The organism is Paraburkholderia phymatum (assembly GCF_038900715.1).
Classification (GTDB): Bacteria; Pseudomonadota; Gammaproteobacteria; order Burkholderiales; family Burkholderiaceae; genus Paraburkholderia; species Paraburkholderia phymatum_A.
The window spans coordinates 390,226-406,255 of sequence record NZ_JAYMRZ010000003.1 but is presented as its reverse complement, the minus strand read 5'-3'; the positions used below and the strand labels follow the sequence as shown (position 1 = coordinate 406,255).

Genomic DNA, 16,030 nt, shown 5'->3' with positions numbered 1-16,030 from the left:
CTAATTTTTTTCGTGGACGTCCATTTTCTACAGAGTATGATTCTTGTTCGACGAGCGCAGCAACACCCAGCATGACCGCGGCGACCTCGCGGACTGTTTCAGCCCACGGCACTGCACTCGCGAGAGAACCATAAGGACCATCTATGGGGCAGTCAGGGGCGGGTGACTCATGCACGTTGATGCTGCATTCACACATCGTGGCTACTTGCTTAACTGCGCGCCGGCGCGCGCGGGCGATGGAACATGGCAACCGTATGTCGTCGTATCGCGTTCCAGCGATGGCGAACTGGTCGCGAACCGTTTCTTCCCCACTGACCTCCGTTTCACCGACGAAGCCGCTGCCATTGCGCACGCGCGTGACTGGGCCGTGCGCTGGATCGACGCGAGCAGCCTGACCGTCTAACACTGCATTGCACGCCGTTCAGCACATCACTTGATGCGCGATGCCGCGCATGACGCAAGCCGTGCTGCATCACGCATGCCTTATGCAACGCGCACCAGCGCCACACGGCACGCGGCGAAACGCGGTAATCTCTGGGGACAGTTCACTCTCAACGCGCCTCGTGCGCGAACGATGTCCTCGCCATGTCAAATGTTTCTTCTCATAACTGGGGCCTCGAACAGATCGTCGCCGATTTGCGGGCGTCGCGTGAAGAGCTGCATCGCACGCGCCATCCGCGCGGCATTCGCGAGCTGCCTTCACGCGATGCCGTAATCAACATCGTCGGCGGATTGCGCGCCGCGCTTTTCCCGACGCACTACGGCGCGCCCGATCTGACCGACGAGAGCGTCGACTACTACGTCGGCCATACGCTCGAAAGCACGTTGCGCCTGCTCGCCGAACAGATCCGCCGCGCGCTTCGCTTTCTGCCCGAGCACGCCGAGACCACGGACGCCGAATTGAGCGCGCGCGCCTTCAATGTCGCGCGCGATTTCGGCAAGCAGTTGCCCGCCATCCGAGCGCTGCTCGTCAGCGATATTCAGGCCGCCTACATTGGCGACCCCGCCGCGCAGCACATCACGGAAATCCTGCTGTGCTATCCGGGCGTCTGGGCGATGACGCATCACCGGCTCGCGCATGCGCTGCATCGGCTCGGCGTGCCGCTGCTCGCGCGCTTCATCAACGAGATCGCGCATTCGGCGACGGGCATCGACATACACCCCGGCGCGCAAATCGGCCCGAGCTTTTTCATCGACCACGGCACGGGCGTCGTGATCGGCGAAACGGCGATCATCGGCGAGCGTGTGCGTGTCTACCAGGCGGTCACGCTCGGCGCGAAAAGCTTTGCCGCAGATGAAGACGGCACGCTCGTGAAGGGCAACGCGCGCCACCCGATCGTCGAAGACGACGTCGTCATTTATGCGGGCGCGACGATTCTCGGCCGCGTGACGATCGGGCGCGGCTCGGTGATCGGCGGCAACGTGTGGCTCACGCATAGCGTGCCGCCTGGCAGCAGCGTGTCGCAAGGCAAGATCCGCGAAGGCGAGCGCGTGCGCAACGACGAAGGGCGCCGCTGATGGATGAATGTTCGATCGCGCGATCGATCGAGCCATTCGAACCGCGTCCGTTTGATATGAGCGAATGAAACGATGAAGCCGCGTGGACGCGTCCAGATGCTGCGTTGTGCGCTCGACGGTGTCGAAGCGACGGCCGCGCACACGACGCACGCGTTCGCGCGTCACTCGCACGATCGCTTTGGCATCGGTGTCGTGGTCGCGGGCGGGCAGCGTTCGGCAAGCGGGCGCGGGCCCGTCGAAGCGCGCACGAACGATGTCATCACGGTCAATCCGGGCGAAGTGCACGACGGCAGCCCGCTCGATGAACACGGACGCGCGTGGCGCATGCTGTACTTCGAGCCGTCGCTCGTGTACGCGACGCTCGCCGAATGCGCGCATGCGCCCGTGCGCGAAGTGGAACTGACGCGTCCAGTGCTCAACGATCCGCAACTGTCCGCGTGCTTTACTCGCCTGTACTCGATTGCTGTGAGCGCGGCGAACGAACGCGCGGGCTTCGACGACTTCGCATGCGAAGAAGCGCTGCTCGCGCTGTTCACACATGTGGGCCGCTATCACGCGACGCCGCTCGCACCTGAACGCAAACACATCGGCCCGATCTCGCGGGCAAGAAGCCGCATCGACGACGACCCGGCGTCGTCCGCGACGCTCGCCGACCTCGCCGCCGAAGCGGGCATGAGCCGTTTCCAGTTGCTGCGCAGCTTCGCGCATGAAGTCGGCTTGCCGCCGCACGCATACCGGATGCAGCGGCGCGTCGCGCTCGCGCGGCGGCTCATCGCCTGCGGAACGGCGCTCGCGGATGCCGCGGTCTGCGCCGGTTTCTCGGACCAGAGCCACATGACGCGCGCATTCGTGCGGCTCCTCGGCATCACGCCCGCGAGCTACGCGGCCGCTGTCCGCTGACTCGCGAGATCGCTCTGCATACGGTTCTGCAATAACGTTCAAGACCGCGCATTCGCGTGCGCCATACGCTCCTCGCATCATTCGATATGAGGAGACGCGGCATGCATGCGCGTTATGTCGGTTACTTCTTTTGCGCGCTGGCGATGATCGGCGTGGGCAGCACGGTCGTCGTCAGCAAGGCGATCGCGGGCGGCTTGCCGCCGTTCTCGGCGACTGCGCTGCGCTTTGCGATCGCGTTTCCGATTTTCATCGCGATGATGCGCGTGCGGAATCTACCGTGGCCGAGGCTCGATGCGCACGACAGATGGCTCGCGATTGCACAGGCGGGAGCCGGAAGCGTCGGCTATACGGTTTGCCTGATCGGCGGGATGCGGCTCGCTTCGGCCGCCGATGCGGGCGTGATCGCCGGCACGCTGCCGGCCGTGTCGGCGGTCGTGGCCGCGCTGGCGCTCGGCGAGCGGCCGTCGCCCGCGCTGCTCGGCGCGATCGTGCTCGCTACGGGCGGCGTGCTCGCCTGCACCGTGCGGCTCGACGATCTGACGGCGGCGCGCGGCGCGCATTCTCTCGCGGGCAACGCGCTGGTGTTCGCGGCCGTCGTCTGCGAGGCGCTTTTCATTCTGCTCAACCGCAAGCTGCGCACGCCTGTCGCCGCGTTGCCGCTGTCGGCGCTGATGAGCGGAATCGGATTTTTCGTCGCCATCGTGCCCGCATGCTTCGAAGCGCCGTGGCGTCTGCCGCTCGACGCGAGCCTGACGGCGGCGCTCGCGGGCGTCGTCTATTACGCGCTGGTGCCGACGGTGCTGGGCTTCGTGCTGTGGTACGCGGGCGCGGCGCGCGTGAGCGGCGCGGAGGCGGGGCTCGTGACGGCGCTCGTGCCCGTCTCGACGCTTGCGCTCGCGGCCGGCGTGCTGCACGAGCCGATCAGCCGCGCGCAGTTGATGGGCGTCGCGTGCGTGCTCGTGGCCATGTTGCTCGCGACGTTCGGGCAAGGCCGGCCGATGAGCGCGCGACGCGCGGCGGGTTAGGGCGCGCGTCGCGACGTTACGCTGTTTCGGCGTTTCGACTTTTCAGCGTTACGATGTTTCGCCCCAGTGGCGCGTCCGAACGCAAGCTGGAACGAACAGGCTCTGCAAGCCGCTCAGGTATTCGCGACGCTCATCGAAGTCGGGCTGTTGACGATCGACAGAAACTCGCGGCGCGTCGACGGGTCCGAGCGGAACGTGCCGAGCATGCGCGACGTGACCATCTCGACGCCCGCCTTGTGCACGCCGCGCGTCGACATGCATTGATGCGACGCTTCGAGAATCACGCCGACGCCCTTCGGCTGCAATACTTCGTTGAGCGTATCGGCGATCTGCACGGTCATCTTTTCCTGAATCTGCAGACGCTTGGCGAATGCATCGACGAGCCGCGCCAGCTTCGAAATGCCGACCACGCGATGTTCAGGCAAATAGGCGACATGCGCGCGCCCGATGATGGGCACCATGTGATGCTCGCAATAGCTCTCGAAGCGGATGTCCTTCAGCACGATCATTTCGTCGTAGCCGTCCACTTCGGAAAACGTGCGGGCCAGAATGTCGCGCGGCTCCACGTCATAGCCCGCGAAAAATTCCTCATACGCACGCACGACGCGCGAGGGCGTATCGATCAGCCCTTCGCGCCGAGGATCGTCGCCGGCCCAGCGCAGCAGCACGCGCACGGCGTCTTCGGCTTCCTCGCGGGTCGGACGGGTGGGTGTGTCGGCGGGTGTATTTGTCTTCGTAGTCATCCCTCGCTCCAGTTCCAGTAAAACGCGCATCGCACTTTGGGGCATTGTTCCATGTTTCGCGACCCCACGCCCGACATGGATATGCGTGCGATCGGGGAGCCGCTTCGACGCGCTACTTCGGCCACTCGTCCTTCGCATCGTTGAACAGTTCCGCGACGACGCTGCGCAGCCAGCTCGCGCGCGGATCGTTGTGGAACTTGCGATGCCAGTGCTGGCGCAAGTCGAAGCGTGGCAACGGCAAAGGCGGTTCGACCAGCGTGATCGACGCGTGTTCCGATACGTAGGCGAAGCCGATCGCGTGCGGCACGGTCGCGACGAGATCGCTGCGCGCGAGGATGAACGGCAGGCTCATGAAGTGCGGCGTCTCCAGCACGGCGCGGCGGCGAATGCGCTTTTTCTCCAGATACCGTTCGAGCACTTCCTGGCTGCGTCCTTCGGCGCGCACGACCGCGTGCCCGAGACCGACGAACTGCTCGAGCGTGAGCGGCGCGCCCGCAAGCGGATGATCGCTGCGCAGCAGGCAGATGAAGCGGTGCGTGAAGAGCCGCTGCTGGAAGAAGTTGTTGCCGGACAGATCCGGAAAGTAGCCGACGGCCAGATCGATGTCGCCCGACTCCAGGCCGCGTTCGACGAGCGCGGGCGGCAGCGACACCGAGCGCAGATTCGCATGCGGTGCGCGCTCGGCGAAAAGCTGCAGCAGGCGCGGCAGAAACACGATCTCGCCGACATCGGATAGCGCGAGCGAGAAGGTATGCGTCGACGTCGCGGGATCGAAGTCCTGCGTTTCGAGCATGCCTTTTTCGATGCGAGCGAGCGCCTCGCGAGCGGCGGGAATCAGCGCGAGCGCGCGCGGCGTCGGCTCCATGCCGCGCGACGTGCGCACGAACAACGGATCGTTGAAGTACTCGCGCAGCCGGCCGAGCGCGGTGCTCACGCGCGGCTGGCTCACGCCGAGACGTTCGGCGGCGCGGCTCACGTTGCGCATGTCTTCGAGCGCGACGAGGTAGGGGATCAGGTTGAGATCGAGTTCGGCCATGCTGGGGCGGAGTCCTGAAATGATCCGCATATTATCGATAAACCGTATACAACCTAGCCTGGCAATCGCGCTGCCGCATATCAGGGAAAGCGCCGACGACGGCTTGACGCGTTCCGATGCGGCCTCGCGGATGTGGGCGGAGAATGATGCAGGACTCGCGTTCGATGATGAACCGGCTGGGCCGGCGCATCGGTACCCAGGCCCACGCAACGCCAGCGTAGGGCAAACCACGAATCCGTTGCCTTGACAAGAGACGCGGGCGCAAACCATAATGCGCCGGTACGTTCGCTAAACGAAACAGTGTTCGTATTAAGAACTTTTCGGGCATTCAATGCGCGGCAGAAGCGAAAGGCGAACCAAACTCATGCGGCCTGCGGCAGGTCTGCATGCCGTCAGCAGGGCCATGAAGGACGAAAGCAGACGTGGAGACCGTCCGGCGCGCAATTCCGTCGAACGGTAGGCGGGTCGCGCGGCGCGCGGAACGACGCGTTACAGAGGAAATTCGACATGATCAACAAGATTTTCGAGTCACTCCAGTCGGCGGTCGCCGACGTGCATGACGGCGCGACCGTCATGATCGGCGGCTTCGGGACGGCGGGCATGCCTTCCGAACTGATCGACGCGCTCATCGAACAGGGCGCGAAAGAACTCACGATCGTCAACAACAACGCCGGCAACGGCGACACGGGCCTCGCGGCGCTGCTCAACGCGAAGCGCGTGCGCAAGATCATCTGCTCATTCCCGCGTCAGACCGACTCGTATGTGTTCGACGCGCTCTATCGCGCCGGCGAAATCGAACTGGAACTCGTGCCGCAAGGCAATCTGGCCGAGCGCATCCGCGCGGCGGGCGCGGGCATAGGCGGCTTCTTCACGCCGACGGGCTACGGCACGAAGCTCGCCGAAGGCAAGGAAACGCGCGTGATCGACGGCAAGCACTATGTGCTGGAATCGCCGCTGCACGCCGATTTCGCGCTCATCAAGGCATACAAGGGCGACCGCTGGGGCAACCTCGTCTATCGCAAGACCGCGCGCAACTTCGGGCCGATCATGGCGAGCGCCGCAAAGACGGCGATCGTGCAGGTGTCGGAAGTGGTGCCGCTCGGCGCGCTCGACCCCGAAGTGATCGTGACGCCGGGGATCTTCGTGCAGCGCATCGTCGAAGTGCCGCAAGCGGCGCATCAATCGCAGCGTCCAGAGCAAGCCGCCTGAAGGAAGGAGACCCGACATGAAACGACTGACCCGCGATGAAATGGCTAAGCGCGTCGCGCAGGACATTCCTGAAGGCGCTTATGTGAACCTCGGCATCGGCGTGCCGACGCTGGTGGCGAACCACCTCGACGCGAACAAGGAAATCTTCCTGCACAGCGAAAACGGCCTGCTCGGCATGGGCCCGGCGCCCGCGAAAGGCGAGGAAGACGACGAACTGATCAACGCCGGCAAGCAGCACGTCACGCTGCTGACGGGCGGCGCGTTCTTCCACCATGCCGATTCGTTCGCGATGATGCGCGGCGGCCATCTCGACTACTGCGTGCTCGGCGCGTTCCAGGTCTCGGCGAAGGGCGACCTCGCGAACTGGCACACAGGAGCGCCCGACGCGATTCCCGCAGTCGGCGGCGCGATGGATCTGGCCATCGGCGCGAAGCAGGTGTTCGTGATGATGGAGCATCTGACGAAGCAGGGCGAAAGCAAGATCGTCGCGGAGTGCTTGTATCCCGTGACGGGCGTCGGCTGCGTCGATCGCATCTATACGGACCTCGCGATGATCGACGTGACGAAGGACGGCCTCGTCGTGCGCGAGATATTCTCCGATATCGACTTCGCGGAACTGGAAAAGCTGACGGGCGTCGCGTTGATCGACGGCACGCAGCAGGCTCGCGCGGCTTGAGGCGCGCGCAACGCCGGGCCGCCACGTAAAGGAACGCGCGCGCAAGAGCGCGCGTGACCTCCGTGCGGCGTTCGGCGACAATGAAGCCGACCGCCCCGCGCTTTCAGGCGCTGCATTCAGGCGCCATATCGACGCGCATTCATCCCGAAGCACTCACCATCATGCTAGAAGCCAGCGCCCGCCTGACCATCCTGATCTGCGGCACGCAGCCGATGAACGACATCTGGTCGCCGCGCGCGACGCTGCAACGGATGCTCGATGTCGAAGCCGCGCTCGCTCGCGCATCGGCTGCACATGGCGTGATTCCGCAGTCGGCCGTCGCCGCGATCGAAGCGACGTGTCATGCGGACAAGCTCGACGCCGAAGCGCTCGCACGCGATGCTGCGCTCGGCGGCAATCTCGCGATTCCTCTCGTCAAGCAGCTGACCGCGCGCGTGAAAGACGCCGACGCGGAAGCATCGAAGTTCGTCCATTGGGGCGCGACGAGCCAGGACATCATCGATACGGCGACCGTGCTGCAACTGCGCGATACGTTCGATCTGCTCGACGTCGCCTTATCGTCGACATGTGACGCGATCGCCGCGCTCGCGCAGCAGCATCGCGCGACGCCGATGATCGGCCGCACGTGGCTGCAACAGGCGCTGCCCATCACGCTCGGGTTGAAGTTCGCGCAATGGCTCGATGCGCTGCTGCGTCATCGCGAACGGCTCGACGCGCTGCGCGAACGCGCGCTCGTGCTGCAATTCGGCGGCGCGGCGGGCACGCTTGCGAGCTTGCGCGACAAAGGCGGCGCGGTTGCAGCGGCGTTGGCGAAAGAATTGAAACTGGAGATGCCCGCTGTGCCGTGGCACACGCAGCGTGACCGCATCGCCGAAGCGGCAGCGTTCTTCGGCATGCTGATGGGTACGCTCGGGAAAATTGCGCGCGACATCTCATTGCAAATGCAGACGGAACTCGGCGAACTCGGCGAGCCGGTTGCGGCCGGCAAGGGCGGCTCGTCGACGATGCCGCACAAGCGCAACCCCGTCGGCTGCGCGGCCGTGCTGACGGCGGCGACGCGCGCGCCCGGTCTCGTCGCGACGGTGTTTGCGGGCATGGTGCAGGAGCACGAACGCGCGCTCGGCGGGTGGCAGGCCGAGTGGGACGCGCTGCCCGATCTCGCGCGCCTCGCGGGCGGCGCGCTCGCCAATATCGAGCAGATCGCGAAGGGGCTCGAAGTGAACGCCGAGCGGCTCGCGGAAAATCTGGACGTGACACACGGCCTGATTCTCGGCGAAGCGGTGATGCTCGCGCTCGGCGACAAGATCGGCCGGCTCGATGCGCATCATCTCGTCGAGCAGGCATCGAAGGAAGCGGTGAAGTCCGGCAACACGCTCTTCGACGTGCTGGCCGCCGATGCATCCGTCACGCGACACTTGCCCGCCGAGCAATTGCGACGTCTGCTCGATCCCGCTCATTACGTCGGCAGCGCGCACGCTTTCGTGGACGCCGTGCTGGCTCTTCATACCGCGCGCAAAGAACGCGTGACACAACATCAGGAGTAAAGGAATGCCCTACGCCGCAGTGAATGGCATCGAGCTTCATTACCGGATCGACGGCGACCGTCACGGCAGCGCGCCGTGGCTCGTGCTGTCGAACTCGCTCGGCAGCGACCTGTCGATGTGGACGCCGCAAGTCGCCGAGTTCGCGAAGCACTTTCGCGTGCTGCGCTACGACACGCGCGGCCACGGCCACTCGGAAGCGCCGAAGGGACCGTACACGATCGAGCATCTGACGGGCGACGTGATCGGCCTGCTCGACACGCTGAAGATCGCGCGCGCGAATTTCTGCGGCGTGTCGATGGGCGGGCTGACGGGCATCGGCCTCGCGGCCCGTCACGCGGATCGCATCGATCACGTCGTGCTGAGCAACACGGCCGCGCGCATCGGCTCGCCGGAAGTGTGGGTGCCGCGCGCGGCGCGCGCTCGCAGCGAAGGCATGCTCGCGCTGTCGGATGCCGTGCTGCCGCGCTGGTTCACGGCCGAATTCATCGCACGCGAGCCGATCGTCTTCGGCTTTATCCGCGATGTGTTCGTGCATACCGACAAGGAAGGCTACGCGTTGAATTGCGAAGCCATCAACGCGACCGATCTGCGCCCCGAAGTGCACGGCATCAAGGCGCCTGCGCTCGTGATCTCCGGCACGCACGATCTGGCCGCGACGCCCGCGCAAGGTCGCGAGTTGGCTGCTGCGATCGCGGGTGCGCGTTACGTCGAACTGGACGCGTCGCACATTTCGAACATCGAAGTGGCGGACACGTTCACGAAGGCCGTGCTCGATTTCCTGAAGGGGCAGCGATGAACGACGAGCAACGTTACGAAGCGGGCATGGGCGTGCGTCGCGCGGTGCTGGGCGATGCGCACGTCGACCGGTCGATTGCGAACCGCACGGAAGTGACGGAAGAGTTTCAGAATTTCATCACGCGCTATGCGTGGGGCGAGATCTGGACGCGCGATGGCTTGCCGCGTCACACGCGCAGTCTGCTGACGATTGCGATGATGGTTGCGTTGAATCGCAGCGAGGAACTGGCGTTGCATCTGCGTGCCGCGCGGAATAATGGCGTGACGCGGGATCAGGTGAAGGAAGTGTTGTTGCAGACGGCTATTTATTGCGGGGTGCCAGCGGCGAATTCGGCGTTTCATCTTGCTGATAAGGTGTTTCGTGAGCAGGATGGGGAAGTGGCCAAGGGTTGATTGTTTGAATCTGCGACGGACAAAGTAATACGAAGGAAAGGCCGTCGCGGATACTAATGCACCTGCAACCCCCACCCATTTCCTGTATATGATGCAGCCCATCGAAACTCAACGCCGATGGGCACGATGCTCCCCAACCTGCTGGTCCAACTCGTCAACGGACTCGCCGACGCCTCCGCGCTCTTTCTCGTCGCGGCGGGCCTGTCGCTGATCTTCGGCGTCACGCGCATCGTCAACTTCGCGCACGGCTCGTTCTACATGCTGGGCATCTACGTTGCCTACAGCTTCGCAAGCCGCTTCGGCGCAAGCGTCGCGGGCTTCTGGCTGTCGATGCTCGCAGCCGCCGTCGTGACGGGCATATTGGGCGCGCTCGTCGAACTGCTGGTGCTGAGGCGCATCTATCAGGCGCCCGAGCTGTTCCATCTGCTCGCGACGTTCGCGCTCGTGCTGATCATTCGCGATGCCGCGCTCGCGATCTGGGGGCCGCAGGACCTGTTCGGCCCTCGCGCGCCGCATCTCGCGGGCGCCGTCGACCTGCTTGGCCATCGGCTGCCGACCTATGACATCGCGCTGATCGTCATCGGGCCGCTCGTGCTTCTGCTGCTGTGGTACGCGTTGACGCACACGCGATGGGGCACGCTCGTGCGCGCCGCAACGCAGGATCGCGAAATGCTCGGCGCGCTCGGCATCGATCAGGCGTGGCTGTTCACGGGCGTGTTCTTCGTCGGCGCGTTTCTCGCGGGGCTCGGCGGCGCGTTGCAGGGGCCGCGCATGTCCGCAAATCTCTCGCTCGATCTCGAGACTATCGGCAACGCGTTCGTCGTCGTGGTGGTCGGCGGAATGGGTTCGATCCCGGGTGCGTTCGTCGCGGCGCTGTTGATCGCGGAAATCAAGGCGCTGTGCATCGGCATCGGGCATGTTTCGCTGTTCGGCGTCGATCTTTCGTTGAGCCGCTTCACGCTCGTCGCGGAGTTCGTCGTGATGGCCGTCGTGCTCGTCGTGCGGCCCTGGGGTTTGCTCGGGCGCGCCACGTCCGCCGTGCGCGCGATGTCCGTCGCCGAAGCGCCGCTCAAGCCCGCAGACAAGCATCTGAAGTGGCTGGCCATGTGCGTGCTTGCCGCGCTCGTGCTCGCGCCGCTCGGGGCCACTGCGTTTCCGTACATGCCCGTGCTGCTCGTCGAAATCCTGGTCGCCGTTCTGTTCGCTGCAAGCCTTCACTTCATCATGGGGCCGGGCGGCATGCATTCGTTCGGCCATGCCGCGTATTTCGGCCTGGGCGCGTACGGCGCCGCGCTCTTTCTGAAAGTGCTCGATCTGCCGATGGAAGCGGCGCTCGTCCTCGGTCCGTCGCTGGCCGTGCTCGGCGCGCTGGTGTTCGGCTGGTTCTGCGTGCGGCTGTCGGGCGTGTATCTGGCGATGCTCACGCTCGCGTTCGCGCAGATCGTGTGGTCGGTCGTCTATCAATGGGACGACGTGACGGGCGGCAGCAACGGCATCCTGGGCTTGTGGCCGTCGAACTGGCTGTCGTCGCCCATCGCGTACTACTACCTGACGCTCGCGTGCGCCGCGATCGGCGTATGGCTCTTGCGCCGCATGCTGTTTTCGCCGCTTGGCTACGCGATGCGCGCGTCGCGCGATTCGGCGTTGCGCGCCGAAGCGATCGGCATCGACACGAAGCGCGTGCAGTGGGCCGCGTTCGTGATCGCGTCACTGTTTTGCGGGCTCGCGGGCTCGCTGTACGCGTTTTCCAAAGGCACGATTTCGCCGGAAGTGATCAGCGTGAGCCGTTCCGTCGATGGACTCGTGATGGTGCTGCTCGGCGGCATTCAGACGTTGACGGGCCCCGTCGCGGGCGCGGCGTTGTTCACATGGCTGCAGGATGCCGTCGCGCGGCAGACCGACTACTGGCAGGCGCTGCTCGGCGTCGCGATCCTGCTGCTTGTGATCGCGTTTCCGCAAGGCATCGTGGGCTTCGTGCGCGAGCGCTTCGAACGCGACGATTCGAACGAAGCCGGTCATCGGCAAGCAACGGGAGGCGGACGATGAGCCTTCTGCGCGTGTCGAATCTTTCGATGTCGTTCGGCGGCGTGAAAGCCGTCGACGATGTGTCGTTCGACGTCCAGCCCGGCGAACTGCTCGCGTTGATCGGACCGAACGGCGCGGGCAAATCGACGTGCTTCAACATCGTCAACGGACAGTTGCGTCCATCGCATGGCTCGGTTGTGCTCGACGGCCATGAACTCGTCGGCATGCGGCCGCGCGATATCTGGCGGCGCGGCGTCGGCCGCACGTTTCAGGTGGCCGCGACATTCAATTCGATGACCGTGCTCGAAAACGTGCAAATGGCGCTCGTGTCGCGCGAAAAGCGTCTATACGGTTTGTGGAAACCGGCCGCATCGTGCTTCGAAGACGAAGCGATGGCGCTGCTCGATCAGGTCGGCATGGCCGCGCATGCGCGGCGCGCGTGCAGCGTGCTCGCGTATGGCGACGTAAAGCGCGTCGATCTCGCCATCGCGCTCGCGAACCGACCGAAGCTGCTGCTGATGGACGAACCGACTGCGGGCATGGCGCCGAAAGAGCGCAACGATCTGATGGCGCTGACCAAGCGTCTCGTCGCGGAGCGCGGGATCGGCGTGCTGTTTACCGAGCACAGCATGGACGTGGTGTTCTCATTCGCGGACCGCGTGATCGTGCTCGCGCGCGGCAAGCTGATCGCGCAAGGCGACGCGGACACGATACGCAACGACGCGAACGTGCAGGCCGTGTACTTCGGCACGGGCAAGACGTTCCAGCCGCGCGCATCGCTGTCGCCCGACGGCGCGACGCAAACTGAGCCGCGCGCATGAACGCACCGATGCTGAAAGTCGATAAGCTGAACGCGTACTATGGGCGCGCGCATATCCTCTTCGACGTGAGTCTCGAAGTGGGGCGCGGCGAAGTCGTCGCGCTGATGGGCCGCAACGGCGCGGGCAAATCGACGACGATGAAAGCCATCATGGGCCTCGTGCCGCGCCGTGAAGGTATGATCCAGTTCGACGGCGCGACTATCTCGGCGCTCGCGTCGCACAGGATCGCGCGCATGGGGCTCGGCTATGTGCCGGAAGACCGCCGCGTGTTCTCGGACCTGACGGTGATGGAGAACCTCGACACGGGACGTCAGCCGCCGCGCGTAGGCGCGCCCACTTGGACGCCTGAAAAGCTCTTCAGGCTCTTTCCGAATCTCGGCGAAATGCCGAAGCGCCTCGGCGGCCAGATGAGCGGCGGCGAGCAGCAGATGCTGACGGTCTCGCGCACGCTGATGGGCAATCCGTGGCTGGTGCTGCTCGACGAGCCGTCCGAAGGCGTCGCGCCCGTGATCGTCGAGCAGATGGCGAACATGATCCTCGAACTGAAACGCGAAGGGCTGTCGATCCTGCTGTCGGAGCAGAACCTGCATTTCGCGGAACTCGTCAGCGATCGCGCTTATGTGCTGGAAAAAGGCCAGATACGCTTTGGCGGCACGATGCGCGAACTCGCGCAAAACGATGTCGTCCGGCGCGCGTATCTGAGCGTTTGATGGGTTGACGGCTTCATATCGAGCGATGCGCGTTGAAAGCGCGTCCGCGAAACTCCGGTACGATGCACCGTCCGGCGGGCTGGGTTCGTCTCGTCTCGCCGCACCGCTCAACTGACAATAAACGGAGTTACGCATGACCTCGCGCGCAGCCTGGATCTCTCGCATGACCGCTTCGCTGACTGCATCGCTGGCCCTGTCGCTGACAACGACGGGCGCATTTGCGCAGCAGACGATCAAGATCGGCGAAATCAACAGCTACAAGGCGCAGCCCGCTTTTCTGATGCCGTACCGGAACGGCTGGAATCTCGCGCTCGATCAGGTGAACGCGGCGGGCGGCGTGCTCGGCAAGAAGCTCGAAGTGGTCTCGCGCGACGACAACGCCAATCCCGGCGACACGATCCGCGTCGCGCAGGAACTGATCGCGCGCGAGCAGGTGCAACTGCTGTTCGGCGGCTATCTGTCGAATACGGGTCTTGCGCTGACGGACTTCGCGAAGCAGAAGCGCATTTTCTTCCTCGCCGCCGAGCCGCTGACGGACAAGATCGTCTGGGCCGACGGCAACAAATACACGTACCGTCTGCGTCCGTCCACCTACATGCAGGTCGCTATGCTCGTGCCCGAAGCGGCGAAGCTGAAAAAGAAGCGCTGGGCGCTCGTGTATCCGAACTATGAATACGGCCAGTCGGCGGTGGCGACGTTCAAGAAGCTATTGAAGGCCGCGCAGCCCGACGTCGAGTTCGTCACCGAGCAGGCGACGCCGCTCGGCAATCTCGACGCGGGCGCGACCGTGCAGGCGCTCGCCGATGCGAAGCCCGACGCGATCTTCAACGTGCTGTTCAGCGCGGACCTCGGCAAGTTCGTGCGCGAAGGCAATACGCGCGGGCTCTTCAAGGATCGCAGCGTCGTGTCGCTGCTGACGGGCGAGCCCGATTATCTCGATCCGCTCGGCGCGGAAGCGCCCGCCGGCTGGATCGTGACGGGCTATCCGTGGTACTCGATCGATACGGCCGCGAACAAGAAATTCGTCGCCGACTATCAGGCGAAGTATCACGACTATCCGCGCCTGGGCTCGGTGGTCGGCTACGCGGCGCTAATGTCGATCGCGAACGGCATCAAGAAGGCCGGCTCGACCGATCCCGACAAGCTCGCGGCCGCGTTCAAGGGCTTGAATGTCGAGACGCCGTTTGGGCCGATCACCTATCGGCCGCAAGACAACCAGTCGACGATGGGCGCGTTCGTCGGCGTGACCGCGTTGAAGGACGGCAAGGGCGTGATGACGTCGTATCGCTATATCGACGGCGCGAGCGTGCAGCCATCGGATGCGGAAGTGAAGAAGCTGCGTCCCGCTGAATGACGCTGATTAGCGCCGGATAAACCCTGATAAAAGGCGCTGCGGAAGGCGCGCCCGGAAGACGCACCGCGAAGGCCAGCTACGCGCATTGCACGGCTGGCCTTTCTCTTTGCACGCGGCGCAGCGCGTCACTATGCGACGTCACTCCTCCGCGTCGTGCTCGGCCACGAAGTGCCGCAGGTACGCGAGCACGGCCGCTTCCGCCGCGCGATGGTCCGCGCAGCTCTTCGAGCCGGCGTTTTCTTCGTCGCCGAAGAGCGTCGACGGCGCGTCGTGCACGTCCACTTCCTGCCCCTCGCGGAAGATGCGGATCTCGTGCACGTCCTCGACATACTCCGCGATCCAGTGGATGCCTTCGATGTGCGTGCCTGCCCTGACTGTCGGTGTATTCATGACGCGTCTCCCGGCGGGCCGGGTCATCGTGCCAGCCCTTCACGTGCCTTCACGTAAACCATAGACGCTCGGCGCGCATCGCGCAGCCTCTGTTGCGCATCGAATCCGCGTCCCTTGCTCTGTTCTTGCTTCAACGCAGCCTGCAATTTGCGCATGCTTTCCCACGCAGATTCGATGGAATCGCGGAAAACGCGGGGATTCGCGGCTTCGGATGGGCAAGGCACACACGTTGCTGGACTGCATGTGCCACCAGTCAAACGGGAGCACTGTCATGCCTGAAAAAGCAACCCTCAAGCGAGCCGCCGCCGACAAGCGCGCCGGCAAGTCGTCGAGCACTCAGGCCGGCGAGTTCGTGAAGGAAGAAATCGAGCACGTGCGCGAAGGCAAACACGGCGTGAAATCGGCGAAGCAGGCGGTCGCGATCGGCCTGTCGAAGGCGCGCCGCGCGGGCGTCGCGCTGAAGCAGCCAAAGGCGGGGACGACGAGCGAATCCACCCGCAAGAAGGCCGCCGCCGATACGGCAGCAGGCCAGAAGAAGTCGCCTACGGCGAAGAGAACGGCTGCCAAGAAGGCCGTTGCCACGACGACGGGCAAGAAGACGGCGGCACGCCGCCCGAGCAGCGAATCGACGGCGAAGCGCTCGCGCGTCTCCGAGTCCGTGCTGAAGCGCGAAAGCGGACGCGGCGCATCGAAGGAAGCGTTGTCGAAGCAGACGAAGACGGCAGCGGCGAAGCGTCCGGCGGCAAGCCGCTCAGCCGCCGCGAAGAAGGCTGCTGCGACGAAGGGCGCGGCGGGCCGTTCAGCCGCGGCGAAGAAGGCCGCGCATACGCGGGCTGCGCGCGCGCATCACTAGCGTGTGTATCGAAGCGCCGCCGGAAGCGCCACCGCGTT

At 64.8% G+C, this 16,030-nt stretch carries 17 protein-coding genes; 14 read left to right on the top strand and 3 right to left on the bottom strand.

From position 1 onward, the window contains the following. Positions 1 to 169: 169 nt before the first annotated feature. The 4 genes from VSR68_RS08115 to VSR68_RS08100 all read left to right on the top strand — a co-directional run bounded on the left by VSR68_RS08115 (position 170) and on the right by VSR68_RS08100 (position 3,443). Positions 170 to 403 carry a hypothetical protein gene (locus VSR68_RS08115; protein ID WP_090864124.1) on the top strand — a complete coding sequence of 78 codons (234 nt, stop codon included), beginning with the start codon at positions 170 to 172 and terminating at the stop codon, positions 401 to 403. Positions 404 to 585: 182 nt separating this feature from the next. Beyond that, entirely contained in the window at positions 586 to 1,518 is a 933-nt protein-coding gene (gene epsC, locus VSR68_RS08110; RefSeq protein WP_342939317.1) for a serine O-acetyltransferase EpsC, read from the top strand. Between the two features lie 72 nt (positions 1,519 to 1,590). Further along, entirely contained in the window at positions 1,591 to 2,418 is an 828-nt protein-coding gene (locus VSR68_RS08105; RefSeq protein WP_342939316.1) for an AraC family transcriptional regulator, read from the top strand. A gap of 101 nt (positions 2,419 to 2,519) precedes the next feature. Beyond that, positions 2,520 to 3,443, top strand: coding sequence for a DMT family transporter (locus VSR68_RS08100; protein WP_342939315.1), 924 nt, complete (start codon positions 2,520 to 2,522; stop codon positions 3,441 to 3,443). A 113-nt stretch (positions 3,444 to 3,556) separates the two neighbouring features. Here the strand turns inward: VSR68_RS08100 and folE are convergent, their stop codons facing one another. Together folE and VSR68_RS08090 are read right to left on the bottom strand one after the other, a co-directional pair. Next, positions 3,557 to 4,186: a GTP cyclohydrolase I FolE gene (gene folE, locus VSR68_RS08095; RefSeq protein ID WP_342939314.1), complete on the bottom strand. Its 630-nt coding sequence runs from the start codon at positions 4,184 to 4,186 to the stop codon at positions 3,557 to 3,559. A gap of 112 nt (positions 4,187 to 4,298) precedes the next feature. Next, complete coding sequence (locus VSR68_RS08090; protein ID WP_342939313.1) at positions 4,299 to 5,222, bottom strand: LysR family transcriptional regulator; 924 nt, start codon at positions 5,220 to 5,222, stop codon at positions 4,299 to 4,301. Positions 5,223 to 5,729: 507 nt separating this feature from the next. Between VSR68_RS08090 and VSR68_RS08085 the strand changes: the two genes are divergently transcribed. The 9 genes from VSR68_RS08085 to VSR68_RS08045 all read left to right on the top strand — a co-directional run bounded on the left by VSR68_RS08085 (position 5,730) and on the right by VSR68_RS08045 (position 14,749). Further along, positions 5,730 to 6,431: a 3-oxoacid CoA-transferase subunit A gene (locus VSR68_RS08085; RefSeq protein WP_152758285.1), complete on the top strand. Its 702-nt coding sequence runs from the start codon at positions 5,730 to 5,732 to the stop codon at positions 6,429 to 6,431. Between the two features lie 16 nt (positions 6,432 to 6,447). Then, positions 6,448 to 7,107, top strand: a complete 660-nt coding sequence (locus VSR68_RS08080; RefSeq protein ID WP_342939312.1) for a 3-oxoacid CoA-transferase subunit B — start codon at positions 6,448 to 6,450, stop codon at positions 7,105 to 7,107. 161 nt (positions 7,108 to 7,268) lie between these two features. After that, positions 7,269 to 8,651, top strand: coding sequence for a 3-carboxy-cis,cis-muconate cycloisomerase (locus VSR68_RS08075; RefSeq protein WP_342939438.1), 1,383 nt, complete (start codon positions 7,269 to 7,271; stop codon positions 8,649 to 8,651). A gap of 4 nt (positions 8,652 to 8,655) precedes the next feature. Further along, positions 8,656 to 9,447, top strand: a complete 792-nt coding sequence (gene pcaD, locus VSR68_RS08070) for a 3-oxoadipate enol-lactonase (protein ID WP_342939311.1) — start codon at positions 8,656 to 8,658, stop codon at positions 9,445 to 9,447. After that, positions 9,444 to 9,839 (top strand): 4-carboxymuconolactone decarboxylase, encoded by a 396-nt coding sequence (pcaC, locus tag VSR68_RS08065; protein ID WP_342939310.1) that lies wholly within the window; start codon positions 9,444 to 9,446, stop codon positions 9,837 to 9,839. Before pcaD ends, pcaC begins: the two co-directional genes overlap by 4 nt. Positions 9,840 to 9,965: 126 nt before the next feature. Beyond that, positions 9,966 to 11,885: an ABC transporter permease gene (locus VSR68_RS08060; RefSeq protein ID WP_342939437.1), complete on the top strand. Its 1,920-nt coding sequence runs from the start codon at positions 9,966 to 9,968 to the stop codon at positions 11,883 to 11,885. Then, positions 11,882 to 12,685, top strand: coding sequence for an ABC transporter ATP-binding protein (locus VSR68_RS08055; RefSeq protein WP_342939309.1), 804 nt, complete (start codon positions 11,882 to 11,884; stop codon positions 12,683 to 12,685). Before VSR68_RS08060 ends, VSR68_RS08055 begins: the two co-directional genes overlap by 4 nt. After that, positions 12,682 to 13,395, top strand: a complete 714-nt coding sequence (locus VSR68_RS08050) for an ABC transporter ATP-binding protein (protein WP_342939308.1) — start codon at positions 12,682 to 12,684, stop codon at positions 13,393 to 13,395. The genes VSR68_RS08055 and VSR68_RS08050 overlap by 4 nt, the downstream gene beginning before the upstream one ends. A 133-nt stretch (positions 13,396 to 13,528) precedes the next feature. Further along, positions 13,529 to 14,749 carry an ABC transporter substrate-binding protein gene (locus tag VSR68_RS08045; protein ID WP_342939307.1) on the top strand — a complete coding sequence of 407 codons (1,221 nt, stop codon included), beginning with the start codon at positions 13,529 to 13,531 and terminating at the stop codon, positions 14,747 to 14,749. 138 nt (positions 14,750 to 14,887) lie between these two features. Here VSR68_RS08045 and VSR68_RS08040 read toward each other — a convergent pair whose 3' ends face one another. Further along, a complete protein-coding gene (locus VSR68_RS08040; protein WP_087735112.1) occupies positions 14,888 to 15,139 on the bottom strand; it encodes a hypothetical protein in 252 nt (83 codons plus the stop codon). A gap of 271 nt (positions 15,140 to 15,410) precedes the next feature. Between VSR68_RS08040 and VSR68_RS08035 the strand changes: the two genes are divergently transcribed. After that, positions 15,411 to 15,992 (top strand): DUF6496 domain-containing protein, encoded by a 582-nt coding sequence (locus VSR68_RS08035; RefSeq protein WP_342939306.1) that lies wholly within the window; start codon positions 15,411 to 15,413, stop codon positions 15,990 to 15,992. Positions 15,993 to 16,030 lie beyond the last annotated feature (38 nt).